18 protein-coding genes are annotated in these 16,917 nt (G+C 66.5%); 11 read left to right on the forward strand and 7 right to left on the reverse strand.

Features of this window, described 5'->3' with window-relative positions:
- The first annotated feature begins 38 nt into the window (after positions 1-38).
- Both ABIC32_RS04240 and ABIC32_RS04245 read left to right on the forward strand, forming a co-directional pair.
- Positions 39-263 carry an alkylphosphonate utilization protein gene (locus ABIC32_RS04240; RefSeq protein WP_055754537.1) on the forward strand — a complete coding sequence of 75 codons (225 nt, stop codon included), beginning with the start codon at positions 39-41 and terminating at the stop codon, positions 261-263.
- A 41-nt stretch (positions 264-304) separates the two neighbouring features.
- Complete coding sequence (locus ABIC32_RS04245) at positions 305-1,441, forward strand: CobW family GTP-binding protein (protein WP_354072561.1); 1,137 nt, start codon at positions 305-307, stop codon at positions 1,439-1,441.
- A 61-nt stretch (positions 1,442-1,502) separates the two neighbouring features.
- On the opposite strand, the gene ABIC32_RS04250 is transcribed toward ABIC32_RS04245, so the two are convergent.
- Entirely contained in the window at positions 1,503-2,558 is a 1,056-nt protein-coding gene (locus tag ABIC32_RS04250) for a 1,9-bis(guanidino)-5-aza-nonane synthase (protein WP_354072563.1), read from the reverse strand.
- A gap of 214 nt (positions 2,559-2,772) precedes the next feature.
- Positions 2,773-4,038 carry a type III PLP-dependent enzyme gene (locus ABIC32_RS04255; protein ID WP_354072565.1) on the reverse strand — a complete coding sequence of 422 codons (1,266 nt, stop codon included), beginning with the start codon at positions 4,036-4,038 and terminating at the stop codon, positions 2,773-2,775.
- A 229-nt stretch (positions 4,039-4,267) separates the two neighbouring features.
- Here ABIC32_RS04255 and ABIC32_RS04260 point away from each other — a divergent pair, with 229 nt between their 5' ends.
- From ABIC32_RS04260 to ABIC32_RS04295, 8 genes are all read left to right on the forward strand, one after another.
- Positions 4,268-5,497 carry a DUF2254 domain-containing protein gene (locus tag ABIC32_RS04260; RefSeq protein ID WP_354072567.1) on the forward strand — a complete coding sequence of 410 codons (1,230 nt, stop codon included), beginning with the start codon at positions 4,268-4,270 and terminating at the stop codon, positions 5,495-5,497.
- 106 nt (positions 5,498-5,603) lie between these two features.
- The gene (gene phnC, locus ABIC32_RS04265) at positions 5,604-6,413 is read left to right on the forward strand and encodes a phosphonate ABC transporter ATP-binding protein (RefSeq protein ID WP_055808912.1); all 810 of its coding nucleotides are present in this window, start codon (positions 5,604-5,606) and stop codon (positions 6,411-6,413) included.
- The gene (gene phnD, locus ABIC32_RS04270; protein ID WP_055808910.1) at positions 6,410-7,426 is read left to right on the forward strand and encodes a phosphate/phosphite/phosphonate ABC transporter substrate-binding protein; all 1,017 of its coding nucleotides are present in this window, start codon (positions 6,410-6,412) and stop codon (positions 7,424-7,426) included. The genes phnC and phnD overlap by 4 nt, the downstream gene beginning before the upstream one ends.
- Positions 7,423-8,235, forward strand: coding sequence for a phosphonate ABC transporter, permease protein PhnE (phnE, locus tag ABIC32_RS04275; protein WP_045809538.1), 813 nt, complete (start codon positions 7,423-7,425; stop codon positions 8,233-8,235). Before phnD ends, phnE begins: the two co-directional genes overlap by 4 nt.
- Before the next feature lie 79 nt (positions 8,236-8,314).
- Complete coding sequence (locus ABIC32_RS04280) at positions 8,315-9,382, forward strand: substrate-binding domain-containing protein (RefSeq protein WP_066629283.1); 1,068 nt, start codon at positions 8,315-8,317, stop codon at positions 9,380-9,382.
- Positions 9,383-9,502: 120 nt separating this feature from the next.
- Positions 9,503-10,381 (forward strand): UTP--glucose-1-phosphate uridylyltransferase GalU, encoded by an 879-nt coding sequence (galU, locus tag ABIC32_RS04285; protein WP_354072571.1) that lies wholly within the window; start codon positions 9,503-9,505, stop codon positions 10,379-10,381.
- A gap of 101 nt (positions 10,382-10,482) precedes the next feature.
- On the forward strand, positions 10,483-11,280 hold the full coding sequence (locus tag ABIC32_RS04290) for an enoyl-ACP reductase FabI (RefSeq protein ID WP_162237597.1): 798 nt from the start codon (positions 10,483-10,485) through the stop codon (positions 11,278-11,280).
- A 58-nt stretch (positions 11,281-11,338) separates the two neighbouring features.
- Positions 11,339-12,523: a benzoate/H(+) symporter BenE family transporter gene (locus ABIC32_RS04295; RefSeq protein WP_354072573.1), complete on the forward strand. Its 1,185-nt coding sequence runs from the start codon at positions 11,339-11,341 to the stop codon at positions 12,521-12,523.
- Positions 12,524-12,537: 14 nt separating this feature from the next.
- Here the strand turns inward: ABIC32_RS04295 and ABIC32_RS04300 are convergent, their stop codons facing one another.
- A complete protein-coding gene (locus ABIC32_RS04300) occupies positions 12,538-12,933 on the reverse strand; it encodes a DUF3597 family protein (protein ID WP_039245841.1) in 396 nt (131 codons plus the stop codon).
- Positions 12,934-12,989: 56 nt separating this feature from the next.
- Positions 12,990-13,706: a glutathione S-transferase N-terminal domain-containing protein gene (locus ABIC32_RS04305; protein ID WP_354072575.1), complete on the reverse strand. Its 717-nt coding sequence runs from the start codon at positions 13,704-13,706 to the stop codon at positions 12,990-12,992.
- Positions 13,707-13,865: 159 nt separating this feature from the next.
- On the opposite strand from ABIC32_RS04305, the gene ABIC32_RS04310 reads away from it, so the two are divergent.
- Positions 13,866-14,039: a YegP family protein gene (locus ABIC32_RS04310; protein WP_112862816.1), complete on the forward strand. Its 174-nt coding sequence runs from the start codon at positions 13,866-13,868 to the stop codon at positions 14,037-14,039.
- Here ABIC32_RS04310 and rimM read toward each other — a convergent pair.
- The 3 genes from rimM to ffh form a co-directional block, all read right to left on the reverse strand.
- Positions 14,036-14,563 (reverse strand): ribosome maturation factor RimM, encoded by a 528-nt coding sequence (gene rimM / locus ABIC32_RS04315; RefSeq protein WP_354072578.1) that lies wholly within the window; start codon positions 14,561-14,563, stop codon positions 14,036-14,038. The two genes, ABIC32_RS04310 and rimM, sit on opposite strands and share 4 nt — an antisense overlap.
- 69 nt (positions 14,564-14,632) lie before the next feature.
- A complete protein-coding gene (gene rpsP, locus ABIC32_RS04320; RefSeq protein WP_055754551.1) occupies positions 14,633-15,184 on the reverse strand; it encodes a 30S ribosomal protein S16 in 552 nt (183 codons plus the stop codon).
- A gap of 24 nt (positions 15,185-15,208) precedes the next feature.
- Positions 15,209-16,744 (reverse strand): signal recognition particle protein, encoded by a 1,536-nt coding sequence (gene ffh / locus ABIC32_RS04325; protein WP_307508652.1) that lies wholly within the window; start codon positions 16,742-16,744, stop codon positions 15,209-15,211.
- Positions 16,745-16,917 lie beyond the last annotated feature (173 nt).

Here is a 16,917-nt window from a genome sequence, read left to right on the forward strand (position 1 = left end):
TGTGGATATTCGCCGAACCAGTCGCTAGAAGCTTGGCCATGACCGACGACGTGACCAAAGACTCCAACGGCAACATCCTGGCCGACGGCGACAGCGTGACCCTGATCAAGGATCTGAAGGTCAAGGGATCGGGCGGGGTCACGCTAAAGCGCGGGACGCTGGTCAAGAACATCCGCCTGACCGGCGACACGGACGAGATCGAGGCCAATGTGGAGAAGGTGCGCGGCCTGGTCCTTCGCACCGAGTTCGTGAAGAAGGCCTGACCCTCTTCCCTTCGCGCGATGCAGCCGCCATCTAGCGGCCTATGACCGACACCCTCGCCGCCCCCGCCTCGACCGCTTCCGCCAACAGCAAGATCCCCGTCACCGTCCTGACCGGCTATCTCGGCGCGGGCAAGACGACGCTGCTGAACCGGATCCTGACCGAGGATCACGGCAAGCGCTACGCCGTCATCGTCAACGAGTTCGGCGAGATCGGCATCGACAACGACCTGGTGGTCGGCGCCGACGAGGACGTGTTCGAAATGAACAACGGCTGCGTCTGCTGCACCGTGCGGGGCGACCTCATCCGCGTGGTCGCCGGCCTGATGAAGCGCCAGCGTCCCGGCAAGCCGGCCTTCGACGCCATCATCGTGGAGACGACGGGCCTGGCCGACCCCGGTCCGGTGGCCCAGACCTTCTTCGTGGACGAGGACGTCAAGGCCAAGACCCAGCTGGACAGCGTCACGACCCTGGTCGACGCCAAACATGTGATGGCGCGCCTGGACGACTCCAAGGAGGCCCGCGAACAGGTGGCCTTCGCCGACCGCATCATCCTGAACAAGGTCGATCTGGCCACGCGGGAGGAGTTGGACGCTGTCGAGGCCCGGCTGCGGGCGCTGAACCCGCTGGCGCCCATCGTCCGCGCTGAACGCTCGAACGTGCCGCTGGACCAGGTGCTGGGCCTTTACGCCTTCGACCTAGATCGTATTCTGGAGGTCAAGCCGGACTTCGTGAACCCGCCGCACGGCGCGGACGGCCATGTGCATGACGAACACTGCGGTCATGACCACCACGACCATGACCATGATCACGGGCACGACCATCATCACCACGATCACGATCACGGCGCCCATTCTCACGGAGTCAGGGGGCACGCCCACCAGGACGACATCAAGGGCATCTCCCTGTCTCTCGATCGGCCGCTAGACGGGGCCAAGTTCACCGCCTGGCTGGATCGGTTGCTGGGCGAGCAGGGTCAGAACATCCTGCGCGCCAAGGGCATCATCGACGTGAAGGGCGAGAACCGCCGCCTGGTCTTCCAGGCCGTGCACATGATCCTTGAAGGCGACCTACAACGCGAATGGGGCGCCGCCGAACGCCGCTGGAGCCGCGCGGTCTTCATCGGCCGCGATCTGGACGAGGCCGAATTGAAGGCCGGCTTCGAGGCCTGCGCCGCCTGATCTCAAAGGTGGACTGACAGACAAAAGGCCGACGGAGCGATCCGCCGGCCTTTCTCTTTGATCAGCCCTTCCCGAACAGCTTGTTCCAGCGGCGCTTGTCGCGGGCCTTCCAGGCGCCGCGGTGGTAGGCGTCGGAGCCGATCAGGGGGACGACCGTGGTTGCCTCGGCGAAGACCATCTGTTCGTGAGTGGTCTGGACCTTGCCCCAGGAGGCCGCCTCTTTCAGCGTCGAGGACGAGCAGGCGCCGTCGCGGACGTCGGCGACGGTGATCTGAACCGCATAGCGGTGCATCTCGGCCTCGACACCCAGGATTTCGGCGCAGACGACCGTGTCCTGGGCAAAGTTCTTGGGCACGCCGCCGCCGACCATGAACAGGCCGGTCACGCCGGCGGCGATCTTGATGTCGGTCAGTTCGCGGAAGTCGGCGATGGCGTCCAGCATCAGATAGGGCTGGCCGGCGGCGGCGCGTTCCTTCTGGTGTTTCACCAGACCAAAGCCGGCCGAGCTATCGACGAAGGCCGGGCAGAAGATCGGCACGCCCTCTTCATAGGCGGTCTGGATCAGCGAGCCGGGCTTTTTCGCATTGCCCTCGCTCAGCCACTTGCCCATCTCCCAGATGAACTCGCGGCTGGAATAGCCGCGCGGCTCCAGCCGGTTGGCGATCTCTAGGATGGTGTGGTCGCAGGCCTGGAGCTCTTCCTCGTCGATATAGGTGTCGTAGATCCGGTCGATGTAGTTGTCGCGCAGGACGTTGTCGTCCACCTCGCCGGCCGCCTGATAGTGTTTGAAGCCCAGGGCCTCGAAGAAGTCCATGTCGACGATCGAGGCGCCGGTGGCGACCACGGCGTCGACCATGCCGAACTTCACCATGTCGCGGTAGACGTGCATGCAGCCGCCGGCCGAGGTCGAACCGGCCAGGATCAGCCAGGGCGAGCAGCCCTTGTCCTCAATGGCCATCGAGAAGATGTCCGCAGCGCGGGCGGTGTCGCGCGACGAGAAGGACATCTTGCGCATCGAGTCGATGATCGGGCGCGCGTCGAAGCTCGTGATGTCGACGTGCTCGACGACATTCTGCAGCAGTTGGGCCTTGGTGTTCGATTGAACGGGAGCGTTCATTTCGGCGGTTTCCCTGTGATTTGAGCGCCCGTCGAACAAGCAGACGTGCCGGGACGGAGCGACCGACAGGACCGATAGACGCCCAACCATCGGCCGTCACCCTCGGACTTGATCCGAGGGTCGGACGTTCCGCCGCGCGTTCCTCGCAAGGAAGACGCAGAGGGGGCCGATCCTCGGGTCTAGCCCGAGGATGACGATTACAGGTGTGGGCGTCCTATTTCCGGCGCGACTTGCGCTGACCGGCCTTACCCTTGGGGCGTGAAAGGCGCACGACCTTGCGGGCGTTCTCTTCCGCCGTGGTGCGCACGGTGGGGATGGAACGTGGAGCCAGACCGTACAGCGAGGCCATCGGGGCGTCCTCGACCGCGGCGATGTCGTGTTCGCCATAGCCGTTGAAGCCCGTCGACATGGCCACGCCGTAAGCGCCCAGCATGCCGATCTCGATGAAGTCGCCTTCGCGCACATCGGCCGGAAGCCAGAATGGTCCCGGCATGTGGTCGATGGAATCGCAGGTCGGGCCGTAGAACTGGAAGGCCTTCAGCTCGCCCGCGCATTCACCGTCCCGGACCAGCTTGGTCGGGAAGGGCCAGCGCGAGTGGGTCGCGTCGAACAGCGAACCGTAGGAGCCGTCGTTCAGATACAGGGCGTCGCCCTTGCGCAGGTCGACACGGGCCAGGATCGACGAGGATTCGGCGACCAGCGCGCGGCCGGGCTCGCACCACAGCTCGGTCGTTTCCGACACCGGCATCTCGTTGAAGCCGCGATGGATGGCGTCGGCGTATTCGCTCATGTCCGGCGGAACCATGCCCGGATAGACGGACGGGAAGCCGCCGCCGACATCGACGATATCGACGATCACGCCCGCACGGCTGATCGACCGGCCGACCTGGGCCATGGCGGCCTGATAGGCGGTCGGGCGCATGCACTGGCTGCCGACGTGGAAGGAGACGCCCATCAGGCCGTCCTTGACCGCCTGGCGCGTCGCCATCAGCAGGGCCGGCGCCTGATCCGACGACACGCCGAACTTGCCCGACAGCGTATAGGCGGCGCCGTCGGCCGAGACGGCCATCCGCACGATCAGGTTCAGGTCGTCCGCGCCGCCGGTGGCGTCGAGGATCTTGTTCAGCTCGTCGATGCAGTCGAGCGAGAAGGTGCGCACGCCGTGATCGAAATAGGCCTTGGTGATTGCAGACCGGCTCTTGACCGGGTGCATGAAGGCCAGGCGCACGTCATGGCTGACCGAGCGAACCAGCTCGATCTCGGCGATGGACGCCACGTCGAAGCCGCGAACGCCGGCCTCGATCAGGGTTTCGACGACCCAGCGCGAAGGGTTGGCCTTCACAGCGTAGAAGACGTCGGCCTTTAGATTATCCTGGAACCAGCGCGCCGCTACGGAAACCGAACGCGGCCGCACGAGGGCGACGGGACGTTCAGGGGACCGCTCACGGACCAGGTCCAGGGGAAGCTGATACGTGCGCAATTCACGTAACCCCCTGCTAATTGTTAAACCCAGACCGGCGTTAGCGGCGCAGACAGGACCTACGGGGTCCGCCGGAGAGCGCGATATGGGGACGCGCGACTGTCATGTAAAGAGGTTTTTTCGTGGCGGGGCCTAGGTTTGACTGTCACAAATCCGGTCTGCGCCCTCCACGACACGATCCAACGGCAACCTTGACCGTTCTGCGCCGTTGCGATGCTCGGAGGGTTTGATGAATCGTTGGCTGTTCTTTTGGCGCAAGATGCGGCGTCAGTTGTGGGTGCGCGCCACGGCCTATGCCGTCGCGGGCGTCGCCGCAGCCTTGCTGGCCGCCGCCCTGGCCCCCTGGGTGCCGCAGGAGATAGCCGAGCGCCTGGGCGGCGAGTCTGTGGAATCGATCCTGACGATTCTGGCGTCCAGCCTGCTCGGCGTGGCGACCTTTTCGGTCGGCGCCATGGTCACGGCCTATACGTCCGTGTCGTCGGCGGCCAGTCCGCGCGTCGCGGCCCTGGTCACCAGCGATGACGAGACCCAGAAGTCACTGGCGACCTTCGTCGGCGCCTTTCTCTACGCCATCGTCGCCGTCACCGCGATCAACGCCCATTATTACGGCCAGAACGGTCGGGCGATCCTGTTCCTGGTCAGCCTCGTCATGGTGGGTCTGGTGGCGTTTCGCCTCCTGGCCTGGATCAACCGTCTGTCCAGCTTGGCGCGGGTCGGTCACATGATCGATCTGGTCGAGGCCCGGGCGCGCGAGGCGCTGGAACAGCGGCGCGACAATCCGTTTCTGGGCGGGCGAGCAGGCCGTCTCGAAAACGGGGCGGACGTGACGGCGCCGGAAACCGGCTATGTCCAGAACGTCGATCCCGATCGCCTCCAGACCATGGCCGAAAAGCGGGATTGCCATGTTGAGGTGGTCGCTGCGCCGGGCGCCTTCGTGCGACGCGGCGAGGTCCTCGCCCGGGTCAGCCTGCCGGCCTGCGACAAAGAGGCCCAGGACGCCTTCTGCTCCGCCTTCGCGATCGGAGACTCGCGCTCCTATGATCAAGACCCCCGTTTCGGCCTGATCGTTCTGGGCGAGATCGCCGCCAAGGCCCTGTCGCCTGGTATCAACGATCCCGGAACGGCCATTCAGGTGGTGTCGACCGGCGTGAGGCTGATGGACATCTGGGCCCGACACGGCGGGGAAGACGAGAAGCGGACCCTGCGCGATCGCCTGATGATGCCGGGCGTCTCCGAAGACGATCTGCTCGACGATCTGTTCGGCCCGATCGCCCGTTATGGGGCCGGCGACGTAGCGGTCGCCATCAGACTGCAAAAGGGGCTGAGGGCGCTGGCCTCAATCCCTTGTCTGGCCGCGCCGGTCCGGATAATGGCCGATCAGGCGCTGGAGCGATCGCGCGTCGCCTTGCCGATTCCAGCGGACTACGTCCGGGTGAAGGGTGCGGCAGAAGGCTCCTGAACGGCTCGGGTCTGGACGAGATTGCGCCCGACGTGCGATTAGGACTTGCCCGAGCGCGATTTCAGCTTATTGCGGCGCCCCTTCGCCATAGCCTCCTAGCGAGTTCATGAGTTCATCCGCAGCCGCCGCCGCCCCTGGGCTAGTCCTGGCGCGTGACGTGTCGAAGACCTTCGGATCGCGAAAGGCGCTGGACGGCGTCTCGATTTCCGTGGCCTCCGGCGAAATGGTCGCCCTGATCGGTCCGTCCGGGTCGGGCAAGTCCACCCTGCTCCGCTCCATCACCGGCCTGCAGTCGATCGACGCCGGCGCCGGCACGATCCAGGTGTTCGGCGAGACCGTGCAGAAGGACGGCCGGGTCACCGGCGCCGTGCGCAAGGCGCGCGGCAAGCTGGGCATGATCTTCCAGCAGTTCAATCTGGTCGGGCGACTGAGCCTGTTCTCCAACGTCATGCTGGGCGCGCTGGGCCGTCTGCCCGGATGGAAGGGCCTGCTGGGCCTGTGGCCCCAGGCGGACAAGGACAAGGCCATGGCGGCCCTTCACCGCGTCGGCGTCAGCGACTACGCCGCCCAGCGCGCCAACACCCTGTCCGGCGGCCAACAGCAGCGCGGCGCCATCGCCCGCGCCATCGTGCAGGGCGCCAAGGCGATTCTGGCCGACGAACCTGTCGCCTCGCTGGACCCTGTGTCCGCCCGCAAGGTGATGGAACTGCTGGTTGAGCTGAACAAGCGCGACGGCATGGGGGTGATCGTCACCCTGCACCAGGTCGATTACGCCATCCGCTACTGCGACCGCGTCATCGCCCTGCAAGGCGGCAAGATCGTCTATGACGGCCCGTCCACGGCGCTGGACCAAAAGCGCCTGATCGAAATCTACGGTCCCGAGTTCGAGGACGCGTTCTGGGAGACCAAGGCATGAGCCTGTCGCGCATTTCCCCCACCCGCCGTCTAATCGCTGCGGCCGGCGCCGCCGTCATGATCCTGGGCCTGGCGGCCTGCGGCGGCGGCGAGGACAAGAAGGCTGCGGGCGGCGCGCCCAGCGAGATCACTTTCTCGATCCTGTCCGCCGAAGGCCAGGCCTCGGCCGGCCCGCTGTGGCAGCCGCTGCTGGACGACATGTCCAAGGCCATCGGCGTGCCGGTGAAGCCCTATTTCGGTTCGAACTACACCGTCCTGGTCGAGGCCATGCGCGGCAACCACACCCAAGTGGGCTGGTTCTCGGCCAAGCCTGAGGTCGAGGCCATCGACCGCGCCAAGGCCGAGGTCATCGCCCGCACCGTCAACCGCGAGGGTCTGGACAGCTATCAGTCGACCCTGATCGTCAAGAAGGGATCGGGCATCACGCTGGATCAGGTCATGGCGTGCGGCAAGAAGTACAACTTCGGCATCGGGGACGCCCAGTCGACGTCGGGCACCCTGGCCCCGCTGACCTTCCTGTTCAATCCGCGCGGCGTAGTCCCCAGCCAGTGCTTCAAGACCGTGCGCTCGGCGAACCACCAGGCCAACGCCTTCGGCGTGGCGACCGGCGTGATCGACGTGGCGACCTCCAACAGCGTGAACACCATCTTCATGCGCAAGGAAAACCCGCAGCTGGCCGGCCAGATCGAGGAAATCTGGACCTCGCCGCCGATCCCCGAAAGCGGCATCGTCGTGCGCGAGGATCTGGATCCTGCGCTGAAGGAAAAGATCCGCGGCTTCTTCCTGACCTATGGCCAGGGCGAAGGCGCCGAGGCCGAGCGGCAGCGCAAGGTTCTGGCGGACTTGGAATATTCCCGCTTCACCGCCGCCGACGACAGCTATCTGGACCCGATCCGCGAGATGATCGCCGACCAGAAACTGGGCGAGGCCCGCGCCAAGGGCGACACGGCCGCCGCCGCCGCCGCCGAGCGCGAGCTTCAACGCCTGCGCAGCCTGCGCGAGGTCCGGCCTTGACCGCAGTCGCGTCTCCCGCCGTCGCGATTCCGGCGGCGCCCAAGAAGTCCGCCCTCGCCTGGGTCGCCGACGTCCTGGTCTGGGGCGGCGTCGCCGCCGTCCTGCTGTACAGCATCGACGCCGTAGATCTGGGCAATATCTCGCGCCTGTTCGCCGGCAACGACAGCACCCAGCTGTTCGTCCATGACCTGCTGCGTCCCGACTTCAGCGACTGGAAGATGTTCGTCGCCAAGATGTGGGAGACGGTGCAGATCGCCCTATGGGGCACCTTCCTGGCCGTGATTCTGGGTATCCCGCTGGGTCTGGCGGCGGCGCGCAACATCGCGCCCGTCTGGGTCGTGACGCCGGTGCGCTGGATCATGAACCTGCTGCGCTCGGTGCCGGATCTGGTGATCGGCCTGTTGTTCGTCACCGCCGTGGGCCTGGGGCCTCTGGCGGGTGTTCTGGCCATCACCCTGAATACGGCCGGGGTTCTGGCCAAGCTGTTCTCGGAAGCGGTCGAGTCGATCGACAAGGGTCCGGTCGAGGGCGTGCGCGCCACCGGCGCCGGCAAGCTGCACGAGATCGTCTGGGGCGTCCTGCCTCAGGTCGCGCCGCTGTGGACGTCGTTCGCCCTGTACCGTTTCGAATCCAACAGCCGGTCCGCGACCGTGCTGGGTCTGATCGGCGCGGGCGGCATCGGCCAGGTGCTGTTCGACAGCATGAACGCCTTCGATTTCCGCGCCGTCTCGGCCATCGTCATCGTCGTCGTGGTTGCCGTGACCCTGATCGACACCCTGTCGCAGGTGATGCGCCGCCGCCTGCTGTAGCGGTGGCGGGTCCCTTCGCGGGACTGTCATAATCCTCTGCTCTAAGCATCGCGAAATCGATGCTCAGGGAGAGCCTTGGATGATCCGCACACTGAAACTGGCGGCTTCGGCCGCCGCCCTTCTGGCCCTGGCGGCCTGTGGCGACAACGGCGGGGGCGGTTCCGCCTCCGGCGCGCGCTCCGGCATCTGGGCGGCCGGTTCGTCGACCGTCTTCCCCTTCGCCACGCGGGTCGCCGAGACCTTCGCACGCGGTTCGGGCGGCGCGGCGCCGCGCGTCGAATCGCTTGGCACCGGCGGCGGCATTCAGGCCTTCTGCCAAGGCGTCGGCCCGACCACCCCGGACATCGCCAACGCCTCGCGTCAGATGAAGCAGTCCGAGTTCGACCTGTGCGCCAAGAACGGCGTCACCGACATCGTCGAGATCAAGATCGGCTTCGACGGCATCGTCATCGCCACGGCCCGTAACGGCAACGGCTTCAACTTCGAACTGAACGACCTCTACGAAGGCCTGGCCAAGGAAGTGCCGGGCGCCAACGGTCAGTTCGTCGCCAATCCGGCCAAGACCTGGAACCAGGTCAACGCCGGCCTGCCGAACCAGCGCATCCAGGTCTATGGCCCGCCGCCCACCTCGGGCACGCGCGACGCCTTCCTGGAGCTGGGCATGACGCCGGGCGCCAAGCTGGTGCCGGCGGTCAAGGCGATCGAAGGCGACAAGGACCGGTTTGAAGGCATCGCCCACACCCTGCGCGAGGACGGCGCCTGGATCGATTCCGGCGAGAACGACAACGCTATCGTCCAAACCCTGACCCGCACGCCGGGCTCGCTGGGCGTGTTCGGCTATTCGTTCCTGGAGCAGAACCTGGACACGGTGAAGGCCGAGACCATCGACGGCGTCGCCCCGACCGCTGACACCATCGCCAGCGGTGAATACCCGCTGTCACGCAGCCTCTACATCTATGTGAAGAAGGCTCATATCGGCGTCATTCCGGGCCTGCAGCAGTTCGTGCAGGAGTTCCTGTCGGAAGGCGCCGCCGGCAAGGGCGGCTATCTGGCCGACCGCGGACTGATCCCGCTGCCGGAAGACCAACTGCTGGCCCAGCGCGCGACCATCGCCGCCATGACCCCGATGGCCCGCCCTGCCAAATAAGGCGGAACCCGACCGCCGTTCCGCCCCTTCTTTCACCGGTTCGCCCCGTTGAAGCGCGAAGCGCTTCAACTGAAGCGCACGAGGCCGTAGAAGGGGCGGGATAGCTGTCAGGATGATTTGATGACCACCACGCCCGCGCGCCTGCGCAAGGCCGTACTGCCCGTCGCGGGCCTCGGCACCCGAGTCCTGCCCGGCACCAAGACGACCCCCAAGGAACTGCTGAACGTCGTCGACCGGCCGATCCTGTCCTACATCGTCGAAGAGGCGCGCGAAGCCGGAATCGAGCACATTGTCTTCGTCACTGGCCGCTCCAAGGGCGCCATCGAGGACTATTTCGATCACCAGATCGAGCTGGAAGCCCAGCTTCTGGCCAAGGGCAAGACCGACATCCTGGAGATGATGAACGCCGAACTGGCCTCGGCCGGGGAGATGAGCTTCACCCGTCAGATGCAGCCCAAGGGTCTGGGCCACGCCGTCTGGTGCGCGCGCGACATCATCGGCCACGAGCCCTTCGCCGTCATCCTGCCCGACGTTATCGTGGATTCGCAGCCCGGCGCCCTCAAGCAGTTGGCCCAGGTCTACGCCGAAACCGGCGGCAACATCATCGGCGTGGAATCCGTCCCGGAAGATCAGACCCACAAGTACGGCATCGTCGATCCGGTCAGCCGAGACGGTTCGCGCATCGTCATGAAGGGCATGGTCGAAAAGCCCGCCGCCGGAACCGCGCCGTCCAACCTGTCGATCTCGGGCCGTTACATCCTGCAGCCGGAAATCTTCGACCTGTTGGCGACGCAGGAAAAGGGCGCGGGCGGCGAGATCCAACTGACCGACGCCATGGCGCGACTGATGGCGGACCAGAGCTTCACCGCCGTGGAATATGCCGGCGTGACCCACGACTGCGGTGACAAGATCGGCCTGCTGCGCGCCAACGTCGCCCTGGCCCTGAAACGCCCTGATCTGGGCGACGCGGCGCGCGAGGCGATCGCGGGTCTGCTCTGACGCTAGGGAAGGCGGCGGGGGTTCCGGTTTACGCCCGCCCCTGCTAACCCTCCGCGCAAATCATCAGGAGACGAACCATGGCGACTTCCGAAGGCTGGGACATGCCGACCGGCGACCTCATGAAGGGCAAGAAGGGCCTGATCATGGGCGTGGCCAACTCCAGCTCCATCGCCTGGGGCATCGCCTCGCAACTGGCCGCCCAGGGTGCCGAGCTTGCCTTCACCTATCTGGGCGAAAGCCTGGAGCGCCGCGTGCGTCCGCTGGCGGAAAGCGTCGGCGCCAAGCTGCTGATCCCGGCCGACGTCACCGACGACGCCTCGATGGACGCGGCCTTCGCCGAACTGGAAAAGACCTTCGGCACGATCGACTTCGTCGTCCATTCGGTGGCCTTCGCCAACAAGGATGAGTTGAAGGGCAGCTTCGTGGACAACACCACGCGCGACAGCTTCCTTCTGGCCATGAACATCTCGGCCTTCAGCTTCGTGGACGTGTCGCGTCGCGCGGCCAAGCTGATGCCGAACGGCGGCAGCCTGATCACCCTGACCTATTTGGGGTCCGAGCGGGTCATTCCGAACTACAACACCATGGGCGTGGCCAAGGCGGCGCTGGAAGCGGCGACCCGCTATATCGCGCGCGACCTGGGTCCCAAGAACATCCGCGTCAACGCCATCTCGGCCGGGGCCATGCGCACCCTGTCGCTGGCAGGCATCTCGGGCGGGCGCGGCCTGCACTCCAAGTCGGCGCAGTTCTCGCTGATCAAGGAAGAGACCTCGATGGAGGGCGTCGCGGGCGCGGCCCTGTGGCTGTGTTCGGACCTGGGCCGTTCGACCACGGGCGAAGTCGTCCACGTCGATGCCGGCTTCCACGCCGTGGGCCTGCCGGAAGACATCGAGGGCTGATCAAGGAGGGCTGGATCCCAGTCTTCCGCCATCCAAGACGACGGTTTAAGGCCGGGGCATGACTGCTCCGGCCTTTTCCATGCGCACCCTGCCCGCCTCGGCTTTTTCGTCCGCCGCCGTGGCGACGGTGATCGGGTTTGGCGGGACGGTCGCCTTGGTCGTTCAGGCCGGCCAGGCCTTGGGCGCAGACGCGGGCCAGATCGGATCGATGGTGACGGCACTGTGCCTGGGCATCGGGGCGCCGGGCGCCTTGCTGAGCTGGCGGCTGAAGATCCCCGTCGTGCTGGCCTGGTCCACGCCGGGGGCGGCCCTGCTGGCGGCCTCGACCCTGGGGCTGTCCTGGCCGACGGCGATCGGCGCCTTCGTCTTCGCCGCCTTGCTGATGATCCTGACCGGCCTGATCCCGGTGGTGGGGCGGCTGGCGGGGCGGATACCGGCGGCCATCGCCTCGGCCATGCTGGCGGGGGTGCTGCTGCCCTTCGTGCTGAGACTGTTCAAAGTGGCGCCGGACGAGACGGCCTTGGTTGTCGGGCTGATCGCGGTTTTCCTGATCTTCCGACGGCTGTGGCCGACCTGGGCCTTGCCCGCCGTGCTGGCGGCGGCTTTTGCGGTCCTGGCGATGCGGGGGCAGTTGGCCCTGCCCGCCGCGACCGGCCTGTCCGGCCATCTGGAGCCGGTCGCGCCCGTCTTCGACTGGAAGGCGGCGGTCAGCCTGGGCTTTCCGCTGTTTCTGGTGACGCTGGCGGCCCAGAACCTGCCCGGGCTGGTGGTGCTGCAGAGCGCCGGCTATCCGCCGCCCGCCAATCGACTGATCCAGTCCACCGGCGTCGCCAGCCTGCTGATCGCGCCATTTGGCGGGCATGGGGTCAATCTGGCGGCGATCACGGCGGCGATCTGCACCGGGCCGGACGCGCATCCCGATCCCGCCAGGCGCTGGATCATGGGCGTGATCTACGGCGGTCTTTATCTGGTCGTGGCCCTATTCGCCGCGCCGCTGGCCGGGCTGTTCATCGCTATGCCGCCGGCCGTGCTGGCGGCAGTGACGGGTCTGGCGTTGATCGCGCCGCTGACCGGCGCGCTGCAAACCATGATGACGGAGGTCGGATCGCGCGAGGCGGCGATGCTGACGTTTGCGGCGACGGCCTCGGGCCTGACCCTGTTCGGCGTCGGATCGGCCTTCTGGGGTCTGGTCGTTGGGTTTGCGGCGCTGGCCGCGATGCGCTGGATCAGACCGCCGGCCTGATCCAGCTGAGGGGGCTAGTCGCGCAGCGAGGCCGGAACCTGACCACCGTTTTCGGCCAGCTTCTTCCAGACCGCCTTGGACAGGGCGATGTTCTGTTCGGCCGAGCCGTGCTCGCCGGCGTGGACGTTCAGTTCCTCGGCCAGCTCCTTGCGGGCGGCCAGGCTGGAATCCAGGTCCAGCAGCTTCAGAAGATCGACGATCGAGGTCCGCCAGTTGCCGCCGCCGCCCTTGGACGCCGCCAGATCGCTGAGCACCGCCTCGACATCGACGGGCGGCAAGGCCGGCGCGGCGGTCGGGGCCGGCGCGGCGTTGGGCGCCGGGATTCCAGCCGTCGAGGCCGGCGGCGGAACGGGGGCCGCCTTCGGCTTGTGGCCCGTGATCTTGTTCCAGATCGAAGAGAAGATGCCCATCGGTCGCGCTCCTGTTGGTGTGAGCAGACAACGCGACCGACGGGGCGAGGTTCAGATCAGTCGCGCGCCGGGATGTTGAGGCCGCGCTGGACCGCGGGGCGGGCCAGGCCGCGCTCCAGCCAGGCGGCGACGCGCGGGAAGTCGGCGAAGCCGACGATTTCGCCCGCTTCGTAGAAGCCGATCAGGTTGCGGACCCAGCCCAGGGTGGCGACATCCGCGATGGAATAGTCGCCGACAAGCCAGTCGCGGGGCTCTCCCCCGTCATTGGCAAGCCGCGTCTCCAGCACGCCCAGCAGGCGGCGGCTTTCGGCGACGTAGCGGTCGCGCGGGCGCTTGTCCTCGTACTCCTTGCCAGCGAACTTGTGGAAGAAGCCCAGCTGGCCGAACATCGGGCCGATCGCGCCCATCTGGAACATGACCCACTGGATCGTCTCGTAGCGGGTCGCCGGGTCGGCCGAGAGCAGTTTGCCGGTCTTTTCCGCCAGATAGATCAGGATGGCGCCGGATTCGAACATGGCCAGCGGCTTTCCGTTCGGGCCGTTCGGATCGAGGATGGCGGGGATCTTGCCGTTGGGGTTCAGCGACAAAAACTCCGGCCCCCAGGTCTCGTTCTTGGTGATCTCGATCAGGTGCGGCTCATAGGCCAGGCCGACCTCCTCCAGCATGATCGAGACCTTCACGCCGTTGGGCGTCGGCAGGGAATACAACTGGATGCGATCGGGGTGCTGGGCCGGCCAGCGTTGCGTGATCGGGAAGGCGGACAGGTCGGTCATGGCGGGCCTCTGCGGGTTTCCGTCCTTATATTGGCGCGGTCTGCAGGCTTCGCAACAGTCACCGGCGCCATTTGATCGCGGGCTTGTGTCTGGAACCGTACGGCTGGCGATGCCAGCTTGGCCGTGACCGATCGACGGTCGCAGTCAGGGGAACGCCCGATGGCGCACAAGTTCGAAGTCTATCAGGACAAGGCCGGCGAATACCGCGTCCGCTTCAAATACAATTCCGAGGTCATCTTCTCGACCGAAGGCTACGCAGACAAGTCGGGCGCCAAGCGGGCGATCGAATCGATCAAGAAGCACGTCGGCGACGCGCCCGTAGAGGACGCCTAACCGGGCTCGCGCTCGCCCACCTCGGTCGGCGGCACGGCCAGAAGCCAGCCCTCGGCCAGATGCAGTTCCGGCGTCGCTTCCTTGGTGAAGGGCAGATACCAGGTCGGGCCGCCGGCGGCGGGCGCGATCTCCAGCATGTCGTCGGCACCGAAGTTCTGGACCGATTTCACCGTGCCCATGACGGCGCCCGCCGTATCGCGGACCTGAACGCCCAAGAGATCGGCGAGGTAGAATTCGTCCTCGTCCGGCTCGGGGAACCGGTCGCGGGGGACGTGCAGCTTCAGGCCGCGCAGGGCGTCGGCCTGTTCCTTTGTGGCGATCTCCTTGGCCCGGCCGACGACGCCGTTCTTGTCGGGCCGCGTCGAGGTCAAGGTCAAAGCCACGGTCCCATCGGCGCGCAGCAGAGGGCCATAGGCGGTCAGGGCCAGGGGATCGGCGGTGAAGGCGGTCACCCGCACCTCGCCCCGCACGCCGAAGCCGCCGCCGATCTGGCCGACGAGGATCAATCTGCTGTCCGTGGTCATGTGTGTTCTTAACCCATGAAAAAGGCGGCGTCGAAAGACGCCGCCCTGATCATCGTCAAACCGAAAGGCTTAGCCTTCGGCCTTTTCCTCGGTCGCTTCAGCAGCCGGGGCTTCCTCGGCGGCGGCGTCAGCGGCCGGAGCTTCTTCGGCAGGCGCTTCTTCAGCAGCGGGAGCGTTCTTGGCGGCTTCGGCGGCTGCGGCGGCCTCTTCCTTGGCGCGGGCGGCGGCTTCAGCGGCCTCGACCTTGGCGGCGGCTTCGGCTTCCAGGCGGTCGGCTTCGCGCTGGGCGCGTTCGGCGGCGCGCTCTTGCGCCTTCTTGCCCGGAGCGCCCTTGTTCGGGTTGTTCGACTGCGTCCACTTGACCTTCTGGCCAAGGGTCTCGTCCTGCGACAGGAAGCGGGCGACGCGGTCGGTCGGCTGGGCGCCCTTGCCGAGCCATTCGGCGATGCGCTCGACCTTCAGGGCGACGCGCGGGGTGGCGCCGTCCTTGGGCAGCATCGGGTTGTAGCTGCCGACCTTCTCGATGAACTTGCCGTCGCGGGGCGAGTGCGAGTCGGCGATGACGATGTGGTAGTAGGGGCGCTTCTTGGCGCCACCGCGGGCCAGACGAATCTTCAGCATTTCAGGTCTCTTTCTAGGAAGTCGTTATTTCTTGGGAGGGAAACCCGGCAGGCCAGGAAGACCTCCCGGAAGTTGTCCGCCGCCCAGTCCGGCGAGCCGGTCCTGGATGGCTTTCAGATCGTCGGCGGAGGGTTCGGCCATCTTGCCGCCGCCCAGCGCCTTGAGGCGGGCCATGTCGGGGCCGCCGCCCATGCCGGGCATGCCGCCGCCGCCGAGGCCGCCGAGCATGGCGGCCATCTGCTGCATCTTCTTGGGTCCGCCGCGCGCCATCGACTTGACCACGTCGGCCATCTGCCGATGCTGCTTCAGAACCCGGTTCACGTCCTGCACATCGACGCCGGCGCCGGCGGCGATGCGCTTCTTGCGCGAGGCGTTCAGCAGGTCGGGCTTCTTGCGCTCGGCCTTGGTCATCGAGGAGATGATGGCTTCCTGACGCAGGATCATGCGGTCGTCGATGCCGCTCTCGGCCATCTGACCCTTCATCTTGGCCACGCCGGGCAGCATGCCCATGATGCCCTGAAGCCCGCCCATCCGCTTCATCTGCTGAAGCTGACCGGCTAGGTCGTCCAGATCGAACTGACCCTTGGCCAGTTTGCGGGCCATCTTCTCGGCCTTGGCCTGGTCCAGATCCTGGCTGGCTTTTTCGACAAGGGCGACGATATCGCCCTGACCCAGGATGCGGCCGGCGACGCGACGGGCGTCGAACACGTCCAGCGCATCGACCTTTTCGCCGGCGCCCAGATATTTGATCGGCAGGCCGGTGACGGCCCGCATCGACAGCATGGAGCCGCCGCGACCGTCGCCGTCGGCGCGGGTCAAGACCAGGCCGGTCAGGGGCAGACGCTCGTGGAACGCCTTGGCGGTGCGCACCGCGTCCTGGCCGGTCAGGCTGTCGGCGACCAGCAGGGTCTCGACAGGCTTGGCGATGTCGGCGACCTCGGCCACCTCGTTCATCAGCCCCTCGTCCAGGGTGATGCGGCCGGCGGTGTCGAGGATCAGGACGTCGAAGCCCTGGAGTTTCGCCGATTGCAGCGCCCGGCGCGTGATCTGGACGGCGCTTTCGCCCGCCACGATCGGCAGGGTGGCGACCTCGATCTGCTTGCCCAGCGCAGCCAGCTGTTCCATCGCGGCGGGACGACGCGTGTCCAGCGAGGCCATCATGACCTTCTTGCGATCGAACTTGGTCAGGCGCAGCGCCAGCTTGGCCGAGGTTGTGGTCTTGCCCGAGCCCTGAAGGCCGGCCATCAGCACCACGGCGGGCGGATTGGCGTTGGTGTTCAGCGGGACCGGCTCTTCGCCGCCCAGCATCTCGATCAGGCCGTCATAGACGATCTTGACCACCTGATCGGCCGGCTTGACCGAACGGATGACCTCTTCACCGGTCGCGCGCTCGGTGGCGAAGGCGATGAATTCCTTGACGACCGGCAGAGCGACGTCGGCCTCGAGCAGGGCCACGCGCACTTCGCGCATCGCCTCGGCGACATCCTTTTCGGACAGGGCGCCGCGCCCGGTGATCCGGTCGAAGACGCCTGTCAGCCGCTCGTTCAGAGCCTCGAACATTCACTACCTCATGGCGACGGGTGAAACGGCTCCATACGACAACGGCCCCCGGCGACGATCACGTCGGCGGAGGGTTCTCGCCCACCTCGTTCTCTCCTCGGAGAGCTGTCGTGTGGGTGGAGACGCGAGGTTCACTTGCGTCGGAAGCGGCGGCTTATGGCGGAAAAACCGCA

Origin of the sequence: Brevundimonas sp. 1080, from assembly GCF_040545985.1 — a bacterium.
Lineage (GTDB): Bacteria > Pseudomonadota > Alphaproteobacteria > Caulobacterales > Caulobacteraceae > Brevundimonas.